Below are 19,771 nucleotides of genomic sequence, written 5' to 3'. Positions count from 1 at the left end.
AAATCCCGGAGTTTGTGCTGATAATTTCTTGGCGTCTACACCTTCAGCAAGTTTCAAGGGTTTCAGGTGAACTTTAAAGATCTGCTCGCGGCCAACCAGATCTGGTTTATCAATTGAAATCTGACGGTCAAAACGTCCGGGACGTAATAATGCAGTATCCAAAACGTCAGGTCTGTTGGTTGCAGCCAGAATAATAATTCCGCTATCAGTACCAAAACCATCCATTTCAACCAGTAACTGGTTAAGAGTATTTTCGCGTTCATCATTTCCGCCAACAATATTGTTTTTTCCGCGGGCACGACCAATCGCATCAATCTCATCAATAAAGATGATACAAGGAGCCTTTTCCTTAGCCTGCTTAAACAGGTCACGTACCCTTGAGGCACCCACCCCAACAAACATTTCGACAAAGTCTGATCCTGAAAGTGAGAAGAAAGGAACCTGAGCCTCACCTGCAACAGCTTTAGCCATCAGGGTTTTACCGGTACCAGGTGCACCAATCAGTAAGGCTCCTTTTGGAATTTTACCTCCCAGATTAGTGTATTTTTTGGGGTTTTTTAAGAAATCAACGATCTCCATCACCTCCTGTTTGGCTTCTTCAAGTCCGGCAACATCGTTAAAGGTAATGGTAACCTGTGATTCCTTATCGAAAAGAGTTGCCTTAGATTTACCGATATTAAAGATCTGCCCACCGGCACCACCGCCGGCACCGCCACCCATTCTTTTCATGATGAATACCCAGAATCCTACCAAAAGAAGTACAGGCAGAATAAATGACATGAACCAACCAGCCCATGGACTTTCTCTGGATTCTGAAATTATAGGTGTACGCTGATTAGGAGGAAGATCCTTCTCAGCAGCAATTACTTTTGATTCAAAACTCTCATAGGTTGCAGATGTGAAGATATATTGCGGACCGTTGGTAGTTGCATTGAAACTGCTTTTATTGCGGACATCATCATATTTCTTCTGATCTAAACGATCCTTTTTAATATAAACATCGACATTATAAAGGTCCCCGTTTTTGTACGCGACCAGCTTTTCAACATCACCCGGTTTGAGCATCTCATTCTCAAACTTCTGGTAATTGATTATTTTGGCATTATTACCACTGAACATATACTGAACCACAAAAAGGCCCAGAATGATGACAGCGTAAAGCCACATGATATTGAACTTAGGTGCTTTGGGTACAATTTTTTTTCCGGGAATTTTTTTTATGGGAGATTTTTTATCTGTCTTACTATCTTTCATTTTTAGTATTTGTATATAACTATAACCGTAATTAAAATACTGAATATCAGGCGCTTTTAAATGATTTCATTTCTGCATCACCCCAAAGATCCTCTATTCCGTAAAATTCTCTTTTGTCTGTTTTAAATATATGAACTACTACATCGATATAATCAAGGATTATCCAGTCAGACTGTTGTAAACCTTCCTTTCTCCATGGTTCGAGTTTCAATCCTTTAAATACCTCGTCCTCAACACTTTGGGCAATTGCCTTTACCTGGGTTGTTGATTCAGCATGACAAACAACAAAATAATCGGCAACTGAACTATGGATATTTCTCAGATCCAGACGGACTATTTCATTTCCCTTTTTCTCCTGTATTCCAAAAACAACGAGTTCTGAGATAGAAGTGGATTCTTGTGCAGTTTTATTTTTTACCATTAAAAAAAATTAGTTTTGTTGAATCATCATAACGCAGTGTAATTGCAAAATAATACTTTTTCAGGACTATTTATCGGTCGAAATCTAATTACTTTAAAAGAGGTAGACTCAACAAATACCTTTCTTAAGAATGCTTTGTCAAAATCTACGCCATTATTTGATGGCACTGTTATAATGGCAGACAGTCAGCTTGCGGGACGAGGCCAGTCGGGTAATTCATGGCTAAGTGAAGCAGGGAAAAATCTGACTTTCAGCATTCTTCTTAATCCTAATTTCCTGGCAATTGACAGGCAATTTGACTTAAATATGGCCATCAGCCTTGCTATGAACGATTTTTTAAATAAGTACTCTGCAGGAGGGGCATTCATAAAATGGCCGAATGACTGTTATATTGGTAATAAAAAAATTGGTGGAATATTGATTGAAAATATTGTTCATGGCAATACCATCAAACATGCCATAATTGGAATCGGACTCAATGTAAATCAGGAGAATTTTCCTGCTGGTTTGAAGAATGTAACCTCTTTGAAGCAAGCTTTACATCAGGATTACAACTTAGTGCATTTATTGGGCGAAATTTGCAGCATAGTAGAAGCCAGGTATTTACAGTTAAAAGCAGGAAATGCAGATAAGCTTAGGGATGAGTACCTTAGCCAATTATATTTAAAGGATGAGTGGGCTCTTTTTAGATTTGACAAGCAAATTCAGAGCGGAAAAATTCGTGGCATTACTGCTATCGGACAACTTATTCTTGAAACAACAGAGGGATTGCGATATTATAATAACAAGGAAATAGAATTTATAAATTAAGAGGATATGAAAAAACTATTGGGGTTAATTTTTCTGTTTTTTGCTTTTGCATCTCATGCACAGTTCCCTGATCCTAATGCGAAGATTTATGATCCGGTAAAATGGAGCTTCTCTTCCGAAAAATTAAATGATAATGAATACAATCTGATTATTACTGCCAAAATTGAGAAGGGCTGGCATGTATACTCCCAGTTTATCGGAGAAGGTGGTCCGATTCCAACATCTTTCAAATTCCAGCCATCTCCCGATTATAAGCTGGTAGGTAAGGTTACTGAAAGTCCGAAAGCAGAAACTGCTTTTGATAAAACCTTTGATATGCAAATTGCATGGCATAAAGATCAGGTTGTTTTTAAGCAAAAGGTTTTATTGAATGTGCCAGAAACCAAGATCTCGGGCATGCTTGAATTTATGGTTTGTGATGATCAACGTTGTCTGCCATCTGAGGAGGTTGAATTCACAATCGCAATCCAGGCCGGTTCTGAACAAGCCGATTTGACAGCACCGGCAGCAAAATCAGATAGCACTGCTTCAATAATTTCTTCTGACACCCCATCGACAACTCTGCCACCCGTAAGTGTGCCAACAATACAAGCTCCAGCCGACTCAGTAAATAGTTCGTTATGGGCAATTTTTATAGCCGGCTTTATCGGTGGGCTTGCTGCATTTTTTATGCCATGCATCTATCCGATGATTCCGCTGACTGTATCTTTTTTTACTAAAAAATCAGGCTCAAGGGCTAAAGGAATTCAAAGTGCAATAATTTACGGCCTATCCATTATTGTTATTTATGTAGCGCTTGGTTTGCTCATTACATTGATTTTTGGGGCTTCTGCCTTGAATGAAGCAGCAAGCAGTGCCACTTTTAACTTATTATTCTTTGTTGTTCTCGTCATTTTTGGAATCTCTTTTCTGGGGGCTTTTGAAATTACCCTTCCTTCTTCCCTGGTGAATAAGATGGATGAAAAATCGAACCAAAATGGATTTGTTGGTCTTTTCTTTATGGCTTTTACACTGGCACTGGTTTCTTTTTCATGCACGGGGCCAATCATTGGAACTTTACTGGTTGATGCAGTTTCCAAGGGCTCTTATCTGGGACCGGCGATTGGTATGCTTGGATTTTCATCGGCTTTAGCAATACCATTTACACTTTTTGCAATATTTCCATCCTGGCTTAAAGAAATGCCAAAATCTGGCGGCTGGCTCAATACAGTTAAGGTTTCACTGGGTTTTCTTGAGATAGCACTTGCATTTAAGTTTCTGTCCAATGTAGATCTGGCCTATCACTGGGGTATTTTAAACCGGGATGTTTTTCTGATCATCTGGATCGTTGTTTTTGGATTATGGGCATTGTATCTTCTAGGCAAGATCCGCTTGTCGCATGATAATGAGATTAATTTCCTTTCACTGCCAAGATTGTTTTTCTCTATGCTGATTCTTGGATTTACACTGTACATGGTTCCGGGATTATGGGGGGCACCTCTCAAGGCGATCAGTGCCTGGCTTCCACCACAGGTGACCCAGGAATTTGATCTGTACTCAAACAGGACCAGCAGTCAGGCAGTAGCAGCCGGAACATCGGAAAAAAAATATTCCGGGCTGTTTCATGCCCCTCATGGTCTGGATGCATTTTATGATTATGAAGAGGGACTTGCCTATGCAAAAACTGTGAATAAACCTATCCTGATAGATTTTACCGGATGGAGTTGTACTAACTGTCGTAAAATGGAGGCCAGTGTATGGCCGGACAAGGAAGTACTCCGCCGGCTCAGAGAGGACTATGTTTTAATATCTTTATATGTTGATGATAAAACAGAACTTTCGGAAGCTGAAAAGTATGTTTCGGGCTTCAGTGGTAAAAAAGTAAATACGATCGGACAAAAGTGGAGCGATTTTCAGGCATCCAGGTTTGGAACTAATTCTCAGCCATATTATGTTATTGCAGATCATGAAGGCAAGGTACTGGTTCCGCCACAGGCGTATAATCTGGACATCAGTAATTACGTTAATTTCCTGGACAAGGGTAAAATCGCTTTCGGGCAAAAATGATTGAAATGAATAAAGCGAACATAAAAAATATTGGAGTTTTTACATCCGGAGGTGATTCGCCCGGGATGAATGCCGCAATTCGTGCTGTAGTGCGTACCGGTTTATATTATAACCTTAAAGTAACTGGAATTTACCGGGGTTATGACGGCATGATCAGCGGTGACTTTCATCTGATGGAGCGTAAATCGGTTGCGAATATTATACAGCGTGGCGGGACAATACTGAAAACTGCCAGAAGTGAAGAATTTCGGACTGCAGAAGGCAGAAAGAAAGCTTATGAGCAATTAAAGAAGCATAACGTTGATGCTATTGTAGCGATTGGAGGTGATGGTACCTTTACCGGTGCCAATATATTTTATGATGAATATAAAGTACCAGTAATCGGGCTTCCCGGAACCATCGATAATGACCTGATCGGAACAGATTTTACCATCGGTTATGATACTGCAATAAATACGGTTATTGATGCAGTTGATAAGATCCGTGATACTGCGGAGTCGCACGATCGTTTGTTTATTGTGGAGGTTATGGGCCGTGACTCCGGTTTGATCGCTCTGAGAAGTGGAATTGGAACAGGTGCAGAAGCTATTCTGATTCCCGAGACAAAAACAGATATCAAAGCATTACTTTGTCGTCTTGAAACAAGCCGGAAAGATAAGTCCTCCAAGATCATTATTGTGGCAGAGGGCGATGATGCCGGAGGTGCATTTGAAATCGCTAAATCAGTAAAAGAAAAGTTTCCTGGTATAGATACCAGAGTCTCTATTCTTGGACATATTCAGCGGGGTGGTCCGCCATCCTGTATGGACCGGGTATTAGCAAGCAGGCTGGGTGTGGCGGCTGTTGAATCTTTGATGGAAGGCAGGAACAGGGAAATGATCGGAATTGTAAATGGTAAAATACATTTTACACCATTTGGCAATGCTATAAAGCATAACCCGGAAGTGAATCCTGAACTTTTAAAAATCGTTGAAATCCTCTCACTTTAAAAATAAGCTGGTTTGATATGAAAAATTCAGGTTTTATCTTCGGTGCATTGATCGTTTTGCTGGCAGGCTGTGGCGAACCGGTAAAAAAGAACAATAGCAATAAGAATTTAGCAGCAGACATTTCCCTAAAACTTGAAAAAATAGCAGAAGGATTACACTCTCCTGTTGCCGCGGCTTTTAGTCCGGAAGGTTTAATGCTGGTATGCGAGCAAACCGGACAGATCAGGGTGCTTGAGAATAATAAACTGATTGATAAACCCTTCTTGAATCTGGAGAGCAAGCTTGTCAAAATAAGTGGCGCCTATGATGAACGGGGTTTACTCGGAATAGCCCTTCATCCTGATTATGCGAGCAATAAAAAATTCTATGTGTATTACAGTGCACCTTCTACTGAAAAAGGGCTTGATCATCAGTCTGTAATTGCTGAATACAAAGTTTCAACAAATCCAATGCTTGCCGATGCGGCTAGCGAAAGAATCTTATTGACAATTCAGCAGCCCGAAAGCAATCACAATGGCGGTGATTTGAAGTTTGGTCCTGATGGTTATTTATACATTGCTGTTGGGGATGGTGGTGGTGCCGGCGACCGGCATGGTGAAAAAGGCAATGGCCAAAATCTGAATACTCTTTTGGGTAAAATTCTAAGAATTGATGTGAATACCGATCAAAGGTATGGCATTCCAAGTGACAATCCTTTTGTAGGCAAGGAGGCAAAACCGGAGATCTGGGCCTATGGTTTACGTAATCCATGGCGGTTTTCTTTCGACAAAAATTCAGGGCAGCTTTTTGTTGCAGATGTAGGTCAGAACAAGTTCGAGGAGGTAAATATTATCGAAAAAGGTGGAAACTATGGCTGGAAGATCATGGAAGCGAGCCATTGTTTTGATCCTGAAGAGAACTGTAAGACTGAAGGATTGATCTTACCGATAGCAGAGTATGAACATGAAGAAGGGATTAGTATAACCGGTGGATTTGTGTATCATGGTAAAGAACTGGCCGGACTCACCGATAAGTACATTTTTGCCGACTGGACAGGTCCGGTGTTTTATCTTGAAAAGAAAGGCGAATCCTGGATACGTGGAACGGTCAGTCTTGCAGCGAAACCATCAGGAGATTTGAAAATACTTAGTTTTGCCCAGGATAATAATGCAGAACTTTATGTTCTAACAAACCAGGAGGTTGGTCCGAAGGATACTAAAGGAGCCGTTTATAAACTGATAAATCCCTGATGGAAAATATAAGGAATCATTTTATTGAAGCAAGGGAAGTTCTGGAAAGCTTTATTTCAGACCCCCGGAATTTTCAAAATATTGAAGGGGCTGGAAAAATTATTGCAGATGCCATTAAAAGTGGTGGCAAAGTAATTTCATGCGGAAATGGGGGATCGATGAGTGATGCGATGCATTTTGCGGAGGAGCTTTCAGGAAGGTATCGCAACGACCGGCCTGCTTATGCTGCTATTGCTATTTCTGATCCAGGGCATTTGTCATGTGTGGCCAATGACTATGGTTATGCTTTTGTTTTTTCGAGGATGGTAGAATCCATTGGTGCTGAAGGAGATGTGCTATTCGCTATTAGCACCAGCGGAAATTCTGAAAATATTTTGAACGCGATCGAAGCTGCACGAAAGAAAGGGATGAAGGTTATTGGTTTGTCAGGTAAGGATGGTGGTAAAATGTCGGGTTTGTGTGATGTCGAAATCCGTGCTCCCCGTTCAGAATACGCCGACAGGGCACAGGAAATCCATATTAAGGTGATACATTCACTGATTGATTATGTAGAAGTAACCCTGTCAGCTTTTTAAAAGCTGACAGGGTTAAAATTTAAATTTTATCCTCTACTACTACGGCGGTTCCTGAAGAACTAACCATCAGCATACTTCCATTACTTCCCAGGGTTTCATAGTCAAGGTCAACACCCAAAACTGCGTTGGCGCCTAAACGGGCTGCCTGTTCCTGCATTTCGCGTAAGGCGATGTCCTTTGCCTCACGCAGTCCTTCTTCATATGATCCGGATCTTCCGCCTACGATATCCCTGATTCCGGCAAAGAAATCTTTGACAATGTTTGCACCGATAATGGCTTCGCCAGTTACTATACCAATGTATTTTACAACACGTTTTCCTTCGAGTTCATTTGTGGTTACTACTATCATGATTTTTTTTCTTTTAAGATGAATTTATGGGTCAAATGTTACAAAAATACCGTTTTTGAAAAACTATTCTTCAATTAACCGGCGAGCTAACACTTGATTATTGGTAATTAAAATGATTGAATAAAAAAGACTGAGTATTGGTAAAGTCGTTTCCCCGAATAGCCTGGTGCTCTAGCTCCGTATCCTGTTTTGGTCAAAACAAATTAGATGAGGAAAATGCTCTATAAATAGGGCTGAAGCCCGAAAACGTACAAACTCATTAACTCCAGCTAAAGCTGGAGCCTATTGAGCGACCGCACTAGTGTCATAATTGAATAAAAATTCCAAGTCCTGGTATAGCCGTATCGCTGAATAGCCCGGTGCTTTAGCGCCGAAATGCCGATGCAAAGCACCTCTACCATTTTCTAATCCGAATTTTTAATATTTCAAATCATTAAAATTGCCCTACAACAATTTCTCAGCTACTTCTTTCCAGTTATTAACCCTTTCATAATCGGTTAACAATAGATTATGCGGTGAGGAAAACAATAATTTTCTGCCATTAAAATCTTTAAAATTCTTGATGCGGTCGTCGATGAGGATGTCAACATTAACGATTTTGTATCCGCAGAAAATAATATTTTGCCATCCGATAAAGGGAAAATGCTCTGCCAGCCATTCATATTTATCCTGCAGGGAATTAGGGAATTCCATCGCAGCCGAAACAATGAAAACGTCATATTTTTCCTGAAGCTGTTTCATTACCTCAACACTATCGGGTAACACGGCAAGATCACGAAAAAAGCCCCTTTCATTAATGTATTCGTACAATTTCATTTTGGCATGTTCGGGAACATGATGATAAACTTCGTTTCCTGGGAGTATTTGAAGATCGAGAGGTACACCGTAATCACGGTTGTAAAGACTTATAAATTTGGATAGCGGATCGGCTATAACTTCGTCCATATCCACTGCAATTCGGGGTTTTCTTTCAGACATGCTTCAAAAATAGGGATTTCCATTTTTTAAATGTTATTTTTTTAATATCTTTGCAACCCCGCAGAATAGACTCCGGGAATATGTTGAATACATAAATATTGAAAAATGGCAACTAAAATCAGATTGCAAAGATTCGGTAAAAAGGGAAAACCTTTTTATCACGTAGTGGTAGCAGACGCCCGTGCTCCAAGAGATGGTAAATTCATCGAAAGATTAGGTTCCTACAATCCAAACACAAATCCTGCTACTATCGACATCAATTTCGATAAGGCATTGGATTGGGTAAACAAAGGAGCTCAGCCTACAGATACTTGTCGTGCTATCCTTTCTTACAAAGGAGTAATGTACAAGAAACACCTTGAAGGTGGTGTTAAAAAAGGCGCATTAACTGCAGAGCAGGCAGAAACAAAATTTGCTGAGTGGTTACAAAGCAAAGAAGGTAAGATCGAGGGTAAGAAAGAAAGCCTGACAAAATCGAAAGATGAAGTTAAAAAAGCAGCATTAGCAGCTGAGGCTAAGAAGAAGGAAGATATTGCCGCTGCAATTGCTGCAAAAAATACACCTGCTCCTGAAGTAGTTGAAGAAGAAGTTTCTGAAGAAACTGCAGAAGTTGAAGCATCAGCAGAAGAAGTTGCTGAGGCTCCGGTTGCAGAAGTAGTTGAAGAGGCACCAGTTGCTGAAGAGGCACCTGCTGCAGAAGAAGTTGCTGAAACTCCTGCTCCTGAAGCAGCAGAAGAAGCTCCAGAATCTGAAGAAAAAGCATAAGCTTTTTAGGCTTTAATTTTAATTTAACGTCATTGCAAATGTTTAAACGGCATAAACTCATTTATGAGCAAACCGGAAACATATTCGCAATGACGTTTTTGTTTTCACAGGAATGAAGATCGAAGACTGTTTTTATATCGGCTATATCACTAAAACCAAAGGTTTGAAGGGTGAAATGCAGATCTATTTTGAGTATGATGATCCAACAGAACTGCCGCTTGACTCTGTTTTTGCTGAGATTAACGGTAAACTGGTTCCCTTTTTCATCTCTTCCTTCAAGCTACAGAATAACCAGACCGGAAATTTTTATTTCGATGATATCGATACAATCGAAAAGGCAGAGGCCCTTGTTCGTAAAAAACTGTATCTGCCCAATAAATTAAAACCTGTAAGAGATGAAGATGAATTTCTGATTACTGATCTTAAGGGATTTATTGTGCATGATGAAACCGCCGGAGAATTGGGTGAGATCATCGAAATTCATGAGTATCCGCAGCAATTTGTGGCCGTTGTTCCCTATAAATTTAAAGAGATCATGTTCCCGCTGAATGATGATCTGATTGTGGAGATCGATGAGGAAAATGGCATTCTAAAAGTAGACCTTCCAGAAGGCTTGATTGATCTGTATCTGGGAGAATAAAAGGATACTTGGGGCATGTTAGCTCTAAATAATTACATCATGAAGGATTTTAATGAATGCTGAGCATAAGTTCCCCAGTTTTTCATAACCTTCATCAGAGTGTCCAGCAAACCTTTATTGTTTGTGGCCTTTCCTTTTTTGGGTGCTGTCAAAGTTCCCGGAGGCAGGGACTTATCTGTTACCAGTTTAGCAAACCAGCTCATATTCTCATGAGGCAGGGCAACTCCCAGGATCATTCCAGGTAAGCCTGTAAAAGATTCAGGACCTCCTGATACAGGAATTTCATCGGTATAAAATGCAACCACATAGATTGAATCCATAATAATTGCGTTCGCTCTTCGGCATGAATAGCCGGCAATGTCACGTGTTTCTGAGGTAATCTTCCAGTTGATCTTGCGGGTACTGTCTCTGACCAGAAAGGTCTCTTCAAAAACTGTCTTCTGAACTATACTGGTGTTTGTTGAAAGATCTGTATAAATAATATTATTCTGGGTTGTTGCAGGGATATCGCTGAACCAGCCGCGGTCTGATTCATCGGCAGGAGCCGGGCTGAATAAGGTTTTATCTTTGCTGAATGTTAACGTACTTTTTAACACCCTGAACTGGGGTTTTGACTTTTTGTATAGATCAAATGCAGGGATATAATAGGCTTCATTATCCTTATTAATATACTTTTTGATCTGGGCGTGCATATTTACACTTTTTTCAAATTCAATAATTCCTTCTGTTGCAAAGCGGGCATGCTGGGCAAAAGTGGGCTTAATTGATAAAATGAGTAACCCTAATGTCGAAAGTAGTGTAATTCTTTTCATAAGCTTACTTTTTTGGCTGGCCTCCACCCATATGATTCAGGTCGTATGAAAGAGAAAGCATAAAATATCTTTTAATCGCTGTAAAGCTATTCTGGCTAATCATATTACTTGTTGCCATTCTGTTAAATCCGGTATTTTGATTCAAAAGATCATTGCCCGTAAGCGATAGTTTCAGGCTCTCTTCTTTCATGAAGCTTTTGGTAAGGGTGGTATTCCAGATCAGGCGATTAAAGTCTTCAGCAAAAGCCTGAGTCTTTTCCTGGTACTTATAATTTGCGCTCGACTGAATCTTTACCTTATTAGGCAGATAAAGTGAGAATTCGAGCCAGGAATTTGCCCCCCAGCCATTATTATTGATCTGCTTTTGTAAGGAGGACTCATTGGTTATATATTCCGGGCCAATTGCCCAGTAAAGCTCAATTTTCTTCTGTTTATATCTTGAAACAGATATCCGGCTGCTGTAGCTGTTTGATCGTGTTTCATTCAGCACATTATTAATCATGTTGAAATAGGTATTGGCATTGGTACTCAAATTAAGTCCAATTCTAAGTTCTGTCCCGGGGATTTTCTGACCATAATCACCATATAAAGAGAAATTAGCTGGATTTTTATCTGTCAGGTTAATCGATTGGAAGGTGCTCTTTCCGGCAGCATCAGTAACGGTATTGTTGACAATGGCATTATGTGTGGTAGAGTAATTTCCTCTGAAATAGATTGATTTATCACTGAGGACTTTGTAAGAATAATAGGATAGGTTCAAACTGCTTCGGAAAGAGGGCTTCAGATCAGGATTGCCTAAAATGATATTTAATGGATCATTATTGACTTTGATTGGTTGAATCTGGTTTAAATTTGGCTGGGTTGTGTTTCCATCGTATCTGATCTCAAAAGATTTCTGTTTTGAAAAATTATGTCTGAAAGATGCCTGAGGCAGCCAGTTAAGAAAATCTCTTTTATAAATATTACCGGTATATCTGTCGGTTTGTTTAAAATCAACCGCATTTAAACGTGTTCCGAAATTAATTACATTTTTATCTTTCCTGTAGTTGAAAATTGCACCCCCCTGATTAGAGGTCTGATCGAGTTCGAAATCATTACTGAATTCATTATCCAAAATATCATATTTCCCGGTTACTGATTTATTAAAGGATTCCCGTTCTGCGATACTGTTACCCAGGTTTAAACCATAATTGAGAATGACTGAAAAGGTCTTGGAGAGAGGCTCAGTATAAGCCAGGTTCGAATTAAAGCCTGAATTTCTGGTCCGGTTGGTCTTATACTGGTCGATTATCCGGGTGCTGTCAAGTATTCCAAGGGTATTATAAAAACTGTTCTCAGAATTCAGAAAGCCGGATGCATCATCTTCATCAAATTTTTGTCCAAGAGTCAGGGAAATGGTCCGTCCCTTCTTTTTAAGTTTTTTGGTCCATAAAGCACTTGCATTAAAAATCTTTTGATCACCATTATTGCTAAGACTTCGTTTGCTACCATTAAGTGAAACACCATTATCTCTTAAACTCGAAGAAAAGTAATTGCTATTGCTTTCACTGTTTTTCAATGTGCCGTCTACTATAATTTTCAGATCTGAGGTGGTATCCAGCTTAACCAGGAAAGTTCCATCGAGTTTTTGCCTGAACATAAAATTATCAATGGTCTGATCAGTATTGGTGTTGATAATGCCGGTAGGTAAGTTGTTCTGATTTAATGAGTTTTTATCTCCGGTTACACCTATTGAGCCTGCTTTATAGTTCATGTTTATAGAATATTTATCCTCTTTCCATTTGGCATCATAATGCATGCCTCCGCTTCTGGTAAGAGGGATTCCTTCTCCATTATATCGGCCATTAAATGATTCAAGTCCCGAGTCATCCCCGCTGGTAAACATAATTCCGCCATCAGTTACCTGAACATTCGATGAAGCGCTGTATTTGGAATTATCCTCCCAGCCTAAACCAGTTTTAGCTGTATTCGAGATGGTGCCAAAGGCAGAAAACTTCTTTTTGCCTTTAAAGTAGTTGAACATCCCCTGCCCCTGGTAAAAATCATCATTTCCTGCTCCGGCATCAACTTTGCCGAAATAGCCTTGCTTTTTATCTTCTTTTAATTTGATATTGATTGTTTTAGTCCGTTCTCCGTCATCAATACCGGTAAAGGCAGCCTGATCACTTTTCTTGTCATAGAGCTGCACTTTATCCACCATATCACCCCGTATATTCTTGGTAACCAGAGTTGGGTCATCTCCAAAGAATTCTTCACCGTCTACCAGAACTTTGTTTACCGCCTGTCCATGAGCGGTTATTTTCCCGTCTTTATCCACCTGTATGCCGGGCAGTTGTTTGAGCAGATCTTCAACTTTTGAATTAGCCTCTATATTAAAGGCAGCGGCATTAAATTCTGTTGTATCCCCTTTTATGGTCATTTGTGCTGCTGTGCCTTTTACGATTACCTCTTCCAGGAGCCTTGCTTTGAGTATCATTTTTAATTTTCCGAAATCTTTTAAAGGCTTGTCTGAACTCAGCGAAAATGTTTCCACATAATCGGCAAAATCAGGATAGGTCAGCAGTAAGATGAAGTTTCCTTCCCTCAGATTATTCAATGAAAAAGCTCCGCTTGCATCAGCTCTGGTAAATCTAACCAGGGTCGAATCTTTAGAATTCAGCACTGTGATGCTTGCATTTTGCAGGCCAGTACCTGATGCAGTATCCAGAGCGCTACCTTTTATTGAATAATTATTTTGAGCGAAAAGAGGCTTCCAACTTAGGAGGAGTATGAGTGAGACAAGAACTACTAGCTTCATATTGCAGCTGAATTATTTTTAAAAGTTTACAATTAAGGACTCATGAAGCTCTTCAGGAGTACTCATTTGCTTATCATCCCCTTGTATTCGTTTCGCAATTTAACTGCTTGATAAGCAAATAACTATACCCGAAAATGGATATTTATTATTATAAATGTTCATTGTAAAATGTTAAATCTTGTTAATATTATACAAACAGGATTTTTCGATAGATGAACAGGGTTTTGAGCAATGTAAATTTTTTCTTATTCGTTTCTCAGAACAAGTTCCTTCTGATGTATTTTTTAAAAGATGCGAATAAAGTTATTTTTGTTTATTAAATTTATTAAGTGAGTTACTTTTGGATTCATTGTGACAGGTTTTGTATTGTCGTTTGTTATCGTAAATAGTTAACAAACAGTTATTTGACATGAATAATAATATTGAGGCACTATATAAAACCGCCAATAAACCTGTAAGGAATATTATTGGATTAATGTCGGGGACTTCTTTTGACGGCTTGGATATTGCTTTGTGTGAATTCCGCGGAAGTGGCCTGGAAACCAGCGTAAAGGTCCGGAAATTTACTACTAAAGAATATAAATCCGACTTTAAAGAGGATCTTAAAGCTGTATTCGCTAAGAAAATAGCAAACCTCGAACAGATCACTTTACTGAATGATTTTATTGGCAGTTACTATGCTGAACTGGTTCTGGAATGTTTGAAGGAATGGGGTATTTCCACTTCAGAGATCGATCTGGTCGCCAGCCACGGACAAACCATTTATCATGCTCCCAAGCATCAGCATGGCATCGCCAGATATTCAAATGCTACCCTTCAGATCGGGGATGGTGATCACCTTGCTGTGAAAACCGGAATAATTACAATAAGTGATTTCAGACAGAAACATGTTGCGGTCGGTGCCGAAGGCGCTCCATTGGCAGTTTATGGTGATTATCTTCTGTTCTCCAGCCGTGATGAAAACCGGATCATGTTAAACATTGGTGGCATCGCAAATTTTACTTTTCTTCCCTCAGGATATTCAACCAGTTTTTTTTCATCAGATGTTGGTCCGGGGAACACCCTGATGGACCAGTTTATCCAGTTGAAATATCCAGGCAAATATTATGATAAAAATGCAGAAATAGCTTTAGCAGGTAAGGTTAATGAGCAGTTGCTGGAAGCGCTGCTTGATCATCCATTTTATAAAGCGGGATACCCTAAAACTACGGGGCCGGAGCTTTTTAGTTTAGCTTATCTGAACAATGCCCTTAAGAAATGCGGCATAGAAAACAGTTCCAATGAGGACACAATGGCTACGCTGGCGGCCTTCTCAGCCAGAGGGATTATTCTGGCAATTTCTGAATGTGTTACAGGAAATGGCCCCTTTGAGATCTATTTAAGCGGAGGCGGGATGTATAATCCTCTTCTCCTTAAGTATGTGGAAGAACATTTTGGTCGAAAGCTGAAACTTACCTCAGATTTGGGTATTGATCCCGACGCAAAAGAAGCAGTACTGTTCGCCGTCCTGGCTAATGAAGCTGTGGCCGGAGGAAAAACCTCTTATGGTGATCATCCCGGAGTGCCATCCATCTCGATGGGGAAGATTAGTTTTCCTGAATAACGAAAGAGAATTTTTAATAACCAATTAAATTAACAACCAATATGAAAAAAGTGTTACAAACGTTTGTGAACTGCCGGTATCTTTTTGCTGTGCTGGCTATGATGTGTTACGGCCAGCTGGCCATGGCACAAAATCCGAGGTTTACCCTCAGGGGTGTCATCACTGATGCCCGAAATAAGGAGCCTCTTCCGGGAGCAGTAGTCAAATTAACGGGAACTAACCAGGGAACCTCTACCGATATTAACGGAGCCTATACCCTGATCCTGAATGTGAACGAAGGTAGTTACCCTATACTTATCAGTTATACGGGTTATAAGCCGATTACAAGAACAGTCCTTTTAAATCAGAGCAGCATCACATTAAATGTTGAGCTTTCTGAAGATGCGCTTAACCTGGATGAAGTAGTTGTTACAGGTACTTCGGTTGCAACAAGCAAAAAGCAGTTAGGGAATGCCATTTCTACTGTTTCTGCAAAGGAGCTTGAAGGTGGAGCAGCTACTTCGATTGATCAGGCTTTAGCCGGAAAAGTATCGGGTGCTCAGATCTCTCAAAATTCAGGTAATCCTGCGGGCGGTATCAGTGTACGCCTCCGCGGTAACAGTACGATATCCGGATCGAGTGATCCGCTGTATATTGTGGATGGTGTTATTGTGAATAATAGTTCATCAGAGCTTCTTGACCTTGGAGGGTACACTCAAAATCGGCTTGTAGATATTAATCCTGCAGATATCGATCGTATCGAGATCATCAAGGGAGCTGCAGGAGCTGCAATTTACGGATCACGGGCAAGTAATGGAGTTGTACAGATCTTTACCAAAAAAGGTAAATCAGGAAAGCCGGTGATCAATTTTACTACCCAGTTTCGTGTTAATGAGTTGAGGAAAAAACTTGAAACGAATGAATATCCATTCCGTTTTACAAACACAACCGCATCAGATTTAAGTCAGGTGCCTGTAACCCGTTATGATCTTCAGGATCTTGTTTTCAAGACAGCCTATGGTTCTGAGAGCAATATTTCCGTTTCGGGTGGTACCGATAAAACGCAATACTATGTTAGCGGCGGGTTTTTAGGTAATCAGGGGATCATCAAGAATACTGATTTCAAAAGGGCTACGACCCGCTTAAGACTGGATCAGCGGTTTAATGATAAGATCAAGTTGAGTATGGGTGCCGGTTATTCCTTCAGCGGAAGCGCCGAAATTCCGAACGGAGGTATCAGCTCAGCTTACGGTGCTTTAACAGGATTTATTTTCGCAAATAACTTCGTAAACCCATATCCTGACGCGGCAAGTGGTGTTTATCCTTCTCTTGCTCCAACCGGCTTGTTAAGAACCAATCCGCTGGAAGCAGTTAACCGTTTTGATTTCAATCAGCAAACAAGTCGTTTTATTGGTGATATTCAGTTAAATATTGAACCAATCAGCAACCTGTCGATCAATTATACTTTAGGTTTTGATAATTCTACCCAGCTTGCAACAGCTTATATTCCAATAGGTAACACTACACCTACGAACAATTCTGGTTTTGCCAGAAAGGGTGACAGGCTAAACCTGCTGCTTAATAATGATTTGAACGTGGCTTATCGTGCTAAGCTTGGATCTCAGATTGAATCAACCACATCCGTTGGGGCAACTGCTCAGACAGAACGTGTTAACTCAAACATAATCACCGGTACCCAGCTTAGCCCTGTCAGCCAGGCGGCGTCAAGCGGTGCATCAATCACTACGAGTGATATAAAATCCACAATCAATATTTTAGGATTTTATGCTCAGCAAACTTTTGGGTTCAGAAATAAGATCTATGTTACAGGAGCGATCAGGAATGACGTTTCTTCATCATTCGGTGAAGCTAACAGGTGGCAGCTTTATCCTAAAGTAAGCGGCACCTATATTTTATCTGAAGAAGGCTTCTGGAAAAATTCTTCCCTGGCTTCTGCGATCCCAAGCTTAAAATTAAGGGCTTCCTATGGACAGTCCGGTAACTTAACAGCAATTGGAGCTTACGATCGTTTCAGTAATTACGGATCAGTTTCCCTAGGCGGTCTTCCCGGTGTTGTTGCCCCGACGCAATATGGAAACCCGGATATTAAGCCGGAACGTCAGACTGAAAAAGAGATCGGTTTAGATGCAAGTTTCCTTAAAAACCGCTTAGGACTTGAAATTTCCTTCTATGATAAAGCAGTAAAAGACTTGCTTCTGCCTGTAACTTTAAGGCCATCTTCAGGTTATTCCACCCAGTTTCAGAACATCGGAAACATGACAAATAAAGGATTTGAGATTTTACTGAGGGGAGTTCCAGTTCAAAGCAGTAATTTCAAATGGAACTCAACGCTCATATTCTCCAAAGTCAAGAACAGAGTTACTGATATTCCGGGTGGTGTAGTAACCTTTCCAGGTGGATTTGGACAGGTTGCCGCAGTAAACGGGTATGCACTGGGTGCATTTTATGCTACTGCTTTTGCCCGTGATGCTTCAGGAAATCTAATTCTTACAGCTGCAGGTTTCCCGCAGACAGAAAAAGTAGGCCGTACTGCTGCCGGACAGCCTACAGGATCAAATAAACCGCAGGTTATCGGAGATCCAAATCCGGAATGGACCGGATCATTTACCAATGAGTTCTCAATTGGCAATAACTTTTCATTAAGGATGCAATGGGATGCTTCCTATGGTAATGATGTGTTCAACTTCACAAGGCGTGTAGGTGACAGGGATATTTATGGGGGCCTTAAAGGGTATGAAAAAGAATTAAGAGGGGAAGTTCCAAAAGGAACATCTGCAGCTGTGTTTAGTATTATGGAAAACTGGATTGAGGACGGATCTTATCTCAAACTCCGTGAGCTGGCAGCTACCTATAATCTGAAATTGAAATTTCTTAATAACAATCCTTTACGTGTAACTGTCTCAGGCAGAAACCTGGCATCAATTGATAAATATAAAGGCTGGGATCCCGAAACCAACGCAGCTGGGCAGAGTACTGCAGTGCGTGGCTTCGACTTTGTTGAGGTGCCAATCCCCAGAACTATTGCTTTGGGTTTAAACTACACTTTTTAATTATTCAAAATTATCATTATGAAACCTGCATCCGCTTACCGTTTAACGCCTGCTAAAGGCAGGCAAACTGAAAACAAAGCTTATGCAAGCTTCATTTCCATTAAAAAAACAAACAACAGAGAAATGAAAACAAATATCATATATAAATGTCTCCTGCCTGTCTTTCTGCTGCTCGTTTCATCCTGTGAACTGGATCAGACAAACCCCAACTCAGCGACTGATGAACAGGTACTGAATACCAGAGAAGGAATCATTGCTTTAAGTATTGGATTAAGGCAAAATTATTCCACAAATGGATTAAGCAGCGTTATGCTTGCGCCCACAGTCACAGCCCGTGAAATGAAAGGCATTGCTACTTTCACAAATACACTGGAGCTGGAAGCAGGCGGTACTACGTTACCAACGGCAAATGGTATCATATTAGGTTACTGGTCTGCCATGCAGCGCCAGATGAGTATGTGTGAAAGTATTATCAGTAAGGCTCCCAATGTTGGCGGAATTGAACCTGGTTTGCTTAGCGGCATCATGGCTCAGGCTTACCTGTTCAAAGCAATGGCTTTAACTTCTCTTGCTACAACTTTTGAGCAGGCTAACCTGAATAGCAGTACAACAGAACCTGTTCAGTTTGTTCCGAGAGCTCAGGTATTTGCGGAGGCTTTAAGACTTCTTGACCTGGGTGTAGCAAGCATTACTACTACTGCGCCATCTGCATCATTCACAAGTTTAGTCAGCGGAACAGATTTCGACCTGAAGAATACACTTTACGCTTACCAGGCCCGGATAAATCTGATGGCCGGGAATAATGCCAAAGCGCTTGCCAGTGCTAATCTTGTGGATCTTAGCAAGAAGTCAAGCTATACCTACACGACTTTGAGCCCTAATCCATTGTACACAATTTATAATGTGACCAAATCTTATCGCCCAAGAGAAAACTTCGGACTTCCGGCTGGTTTATTTGAAGCTGCCGACAAACGTTTGGCCTTTTATTTTACAACACCAAGAGATGTTATTAATACAGATCCGGTAGTAACCCTGACAGGTTTTGCTACAGCACAAACCACTTCGATCCCTGTTTATCTTACTGATGAGATCAAATTGATCAAGGCAGAGGCGATTTTAAGAACGGATGGTTCACTTGCTACGGCATTAGCCTTGATTAACGAGGTAAGGACACAGGTTTCGGGTGACCCATTTGGTGTAAATGCAGGTCTTCCTGCTTACTCCGGAGCAGTTACAAAGGATGCCCTTCTGCTGGAAGTTTACAAACAACGCTGTGCGGAGCTTTATCTGAGCGGTTTGAAATGGGATGATACCAGACGCTTCGTACGTCCGGTGCCGCCTGCTGATAATTCAGAGCGGAACAGAATTTTTTATCCTTACCCTGATCAGGAAAGGATCAATAACAAGAATACACCGGCCGATCCGGCAATATAATTTGGAAAAAGAGGGGGGC

General features: G+C 40.6%; 16 protein-coding genes. 10 read left to right on the top strand and 6 right to left on the bottom strand.

What is annotated here, in order from left to right; all coding sequences use genetic code 11:
• Both VGE44_RS01065 and rsfS read right to left on the bottom strand, forming a co-directional pair.
• Positions 1 to 1,254 (bottom strand): ATP-dependent metallopeptidase FtsH/Yme1/Tma family protein (locus tag VGE44_RS01065; protein ID WP_331075915.1); only part of this gene is annotated, 1,254 nt, incomplete at its 3' end.
• A gap of 46 nt (positions 1,255 to 1,300) precedes the next feature.
• A complete protein-coding gene (gene rsfS / locus VGE44_RS01060) occupies positions 1,301 to 1,675 on the bottom strand; it encodes a ribosome silencing factor (protein ID WP_331075914.1) in 375 nt (124 codons plus the stop codon).
• A 42-nt stretch (positions 1,676 to 1,717) separates the two neighbouring features.
• On the opposite strand from rsfS, the gene VGE44_RS01055 reads away from it, so the two are divergent.
• From VGE44_RS01055 to lpcA, 5 genes are read left to right on the top strand one after another with little or no spacing between them, the layout of a single operon-like run.
• A complete protein-coding gene (locus tag VGE44_RS01055) occupies positions 1,718 to 2,485 on the top strand; it encodes a biotin--[acetyl-CoA-carboxylase] ligase (RefSeq protein WP_331075913.1) in 768 nt (255 codons plus the stop codon).
• Positions 2,486 to 2,491: 6 nt separating this feature from the next.
• Entirely contained in the window at positions 2,492 to 4,531 is a 2,040-nt protein-coding gene (locus VGE44_RS01050; protein ID WP_331075912.1) for a protein-disulfide reductase DsbD family protein, read from the top strand.
• A 5-nt stretch (positions 4,532 to 4,536) separates the two neighbouring features.
• Positions 4,537 to 5,520: a 6-phosphofructokinase gene (pfkA, locus tag VGE44_RS01045; RefSeq protein WP_331075911.1), complete on the top strand. Its 984-nt coding sequence runs from the start codon at positions 4,537 to 4,539 to the stop codon at positions 5,518 to 5,520.
• Between the two features lie 17 nt (positions 5,521 to 5,537).
• Positions 5,538 to 6,749, top strand: coding sequence for a PQQ-dependent sugar dehydrogenase (locus tag VGE44_RS01040; protein WP_331075910.1), 1,212 nt, complete (start codon positions 5,538 to 5,540; stop codon positions 6,747 to 6,749).
• Positions 6,749 to 7,324 (top strand): D-sedoheptulose 7-phosphate isomerase, encoded by a 576-nt coding sequence (lpcA, locus tag VGE44_RS01035; RefSeq protein ID WP_331075909.1) that lies wholly within the window; start codon positions 6,749 to 6,751, stop codon positions 7,322 to 7,324. The genes VGE44_RS01040 and lpcA overlap by 1 nt, the downstream gene beginning before the upstream one ends.
• A gap of 19 nt (positions 7,325 to 7,343) precedes the next feature.
• Here lpcA and VGE44_RS01030 read toward each other — a convergent pair whose 3' ends face one another.
• Together VGE44_RS01030 and VGE44_RS01025 are read right to left on the bottom strand one after the other, a co-directional pair.
• Positions 7,344 to 7,673 carry a heavy metal-binding domain-containing protein gene (locus VGE44_RS01030; RefSeq protein ID WP_324484991.1) on the bottom strand — a complete coding sequence of 110 codons (330 nt, stop codon included), beginning with the start codon at positions 7,671 to 7,673 and terminating at the stop codon, positions 7,344 to 7,346.
• A gap of 444 nt (positions 7,674 to 8,117) precedes the next feature.
• Positions 8,118 to 8,651: a 5' nucleotidase, NT5C type gene (locus tag VGE44_RS01025; RefSeq protein ID WP_331075908.1), complete on the bottom strand. Its 534-nt coding sequence runs from the start codon at positions 8,649 to 8,651 to the stop codon at positions 8,118 to 8,120.
• 105 nt (positions 8,652 to 8,756) lie between these two features.
• On the opposite strand from VGE44_RS01025, the gene VGE44_RS01020 reads away from it, so the two are divergent.
• Entirely contained in the window at positions 8,757 to 9,416 is a 660-nt protein-coding gene (locus tag VGE44_RS01020) for a 30S ribosomal protein S16 (RefSeq protein WP_331075907.1), read from the top strand.
• Between the two features lie 112 nt (positions 9,417 to 9,528).
• Complete coding sequence (gene rimM / locus VGE44_RS01015) at positions 9,529 to 10,056, top strand: ribosome maturation factor RimM (protein WP_331075906.1); 528 nt, start codon at positions 9,529 to 9,531, stop codon at positions 10,054 to 10,056.
• 32 nt (positions 10,057 to 10,088) lie between these two features.
• Here the strand turns inward: rimM and VGE44_RS01010 are convergent, their stop codons facing one another.
• Both VGE44_RS01010 and VGE44_RS01005 read right to left on the bottom strand, forming a co-directional pair.
• Positions 10,089 to 10,868, bottom strand: a complete 780-nt coding sequence (locus tag VGE44_RS01010) for a GLPGLI family protein (RefSeq protein ID WP_331075905.1) — start codon at positions 10,866 to 10,868, stop codon at positions 10,089 to 10,091.
• 4 nt (positions 10,869 to 10,872) lie between these two features.
• Complete coding sequence (locus VGE44_RS01005) at positions 10,873 to 13,665, bottom strand: TonB-dependent receptor (RefSeq protein ID WP_331075904.1); 2,793 nt, start codon at positions 13,663 to 13,665, stop codon at positions 10,873 to 10,875.
• A 409-nt stretch (positions 13,666 to 14,074) separates the two neighbouring features.
• Here VGE44_RS01005 and VGE44_RS01000 point away from each other — a divergent pair, with 409 nt between their 5' ends.
• From VGE44_RS01000 to VGE44_RS00990, 3 genes are read left to right on the top strand one after another with little or no spacing between them, the layout of a single operon-like run.
• Positions 14,075 to 15,268, top strand: coding sequence for an anhydro-N-acetylmuramic acid kinase (locus VGE44_RS01000; RefSeq protein WP_331075903.1), 1,194 nt, complete (start codon positions 14,075 to 14,077; stop codon positions 15,266 to 15,268).
• Positions 15,269 to 15,309: 41 nt separating this feature from the next.
• The gene (locus VGE44_RS00995) at positions 15,310 to 18,318 is read left to right on the top strand and encodes a SusC/RagA family TonB-linked outer membrane protein (RefSeq protein WP_331075902.1); all 3,009 of its coding nucleotides are present in this window, start codon (positions 15,310 to 15,312) and stop codon (positions 18,316 to 18,318) included.
• An 18-nt stretch (positions 18,319 to 18,336) separates the two neighbouring features.
• Entirely contained in the window at positions 18,337 to 19,752 is a 1,416-nt protein-coding gene (locus tag VGE44_RS00990) for a RagB/SusD family nutrient uptake outer membrane protein (RefSeq protein ID WP_331075901.1), read from the top strand.
• Positions 19,753 to 19,771: the final 19 nt, after the last annotated feature.

It is taken from the genome of Daejeonella sp., from assembly GCF_036405355.1.
Classification (GTDB): Bacteria; Bacteroidota; Bacteroidia; order Sphingobacteriales; family Sphingobacteriaceae; genus Daejeonella.
This window is presented reverse-complemented; position numbering and strand designations above follow the sequence as displayed.

Bases quoted from the DNA above. Each gene is read 5' to 3' on its own strand.
- VGE44_RS01025 (WP_331075908.1), bottom strand. From the start codon at position 8,651: ATGTCTGAAAGAAAACCCCGAATTGCAGTGGATATGGACGAAGTTATA.
- VGE44_RS01030 (WP_324484991.1), bottom strand. From the start codon at position 7,673: ATGATAGTAGTAACCACAAATGAACTCGAAGGAAAACGTGTTGTAAAA.
- lpcA (WP_331075909.1), top strand. From the start codon at position 6,749: ATGGAAAATATAAGGAATCATTTTATTGAAGCAAGGGAAGTTCTGGAA.
- VGE44_RS01050 (WP_331075912.1), top strand. From the start codon at position 2,492: ATGAAAAAACTATTGGGGTTAATTTTTCTGTTTTTTGCTTTTGCATCT.
- rimM (WP_331075906.1), top strand. From the start codon at position 9,529: ATGAAGATCGAAGACTGTTTTTATATCGGCTATATCACTAAAACCAAA.
- VGE44_RS01005 (WP_331075904.1), bottom strand. From the start codon at position 13,665: ATGAAGCTAGTAGTTCTTGTCTCACTCATACTCCTCCTAAGTTGGAAG.
- VGE44_RS00990 (WP_331075901.1), top strand. From the start codon at position 18,337: ATGAAACCTGCATCCGCTTACCGTTTAACGCCTGCTAAAGGCAGGCAA.
- VGE44_RS01010 (WP_331075905.1), bottom strand. From the start codon at position 10,868: ATGAAAAGAATTACACTACTTTCGACATTAGGGTTACTCATTTTATCA.
- pfkA (WP_331075911.1), top strand. From the start codon at position 4,537: ATGAATAAAGCGAACATAAAAAATATTGGAGTTTTTACATCCGGAGGT.
- VGE44_RS01000 (WP_331075903.1), top strand. From the start codon at position 14,075: ATGAATAATAATATTGAGGCACTATATAAAACCGCCAATAAACCTGTA.
- rsfS (WP_331075914.1), bottom strand. From the start codon at position 1,675: ATGGTAAAAAATAAAACTGCACAAGAATCCACTTCTATCTCAGAACTC.
- VGE44_RS01020 (WP_331075907.1), top strand. From the start codon at position 8,757: ATGGCAACTAAAATCAGATTGCAAAGATTCGGTAAAAAGGGAAAACCT.
- VGE44_RS00995 (WP_331075902.1), top strand. From the start codon at position 15,310: ATGAAAAAAGTGTTACAAACGTTTGTGAACTGCCGGTATCTTTTTGCT.
- VGE44_RS01040 (WP_331075910.1), top strand. From the start codon at position 5,538: ATGAAAAATTCAGGTTTTATCTTCGGTGCATTGATCGTTTTGCTGGCA.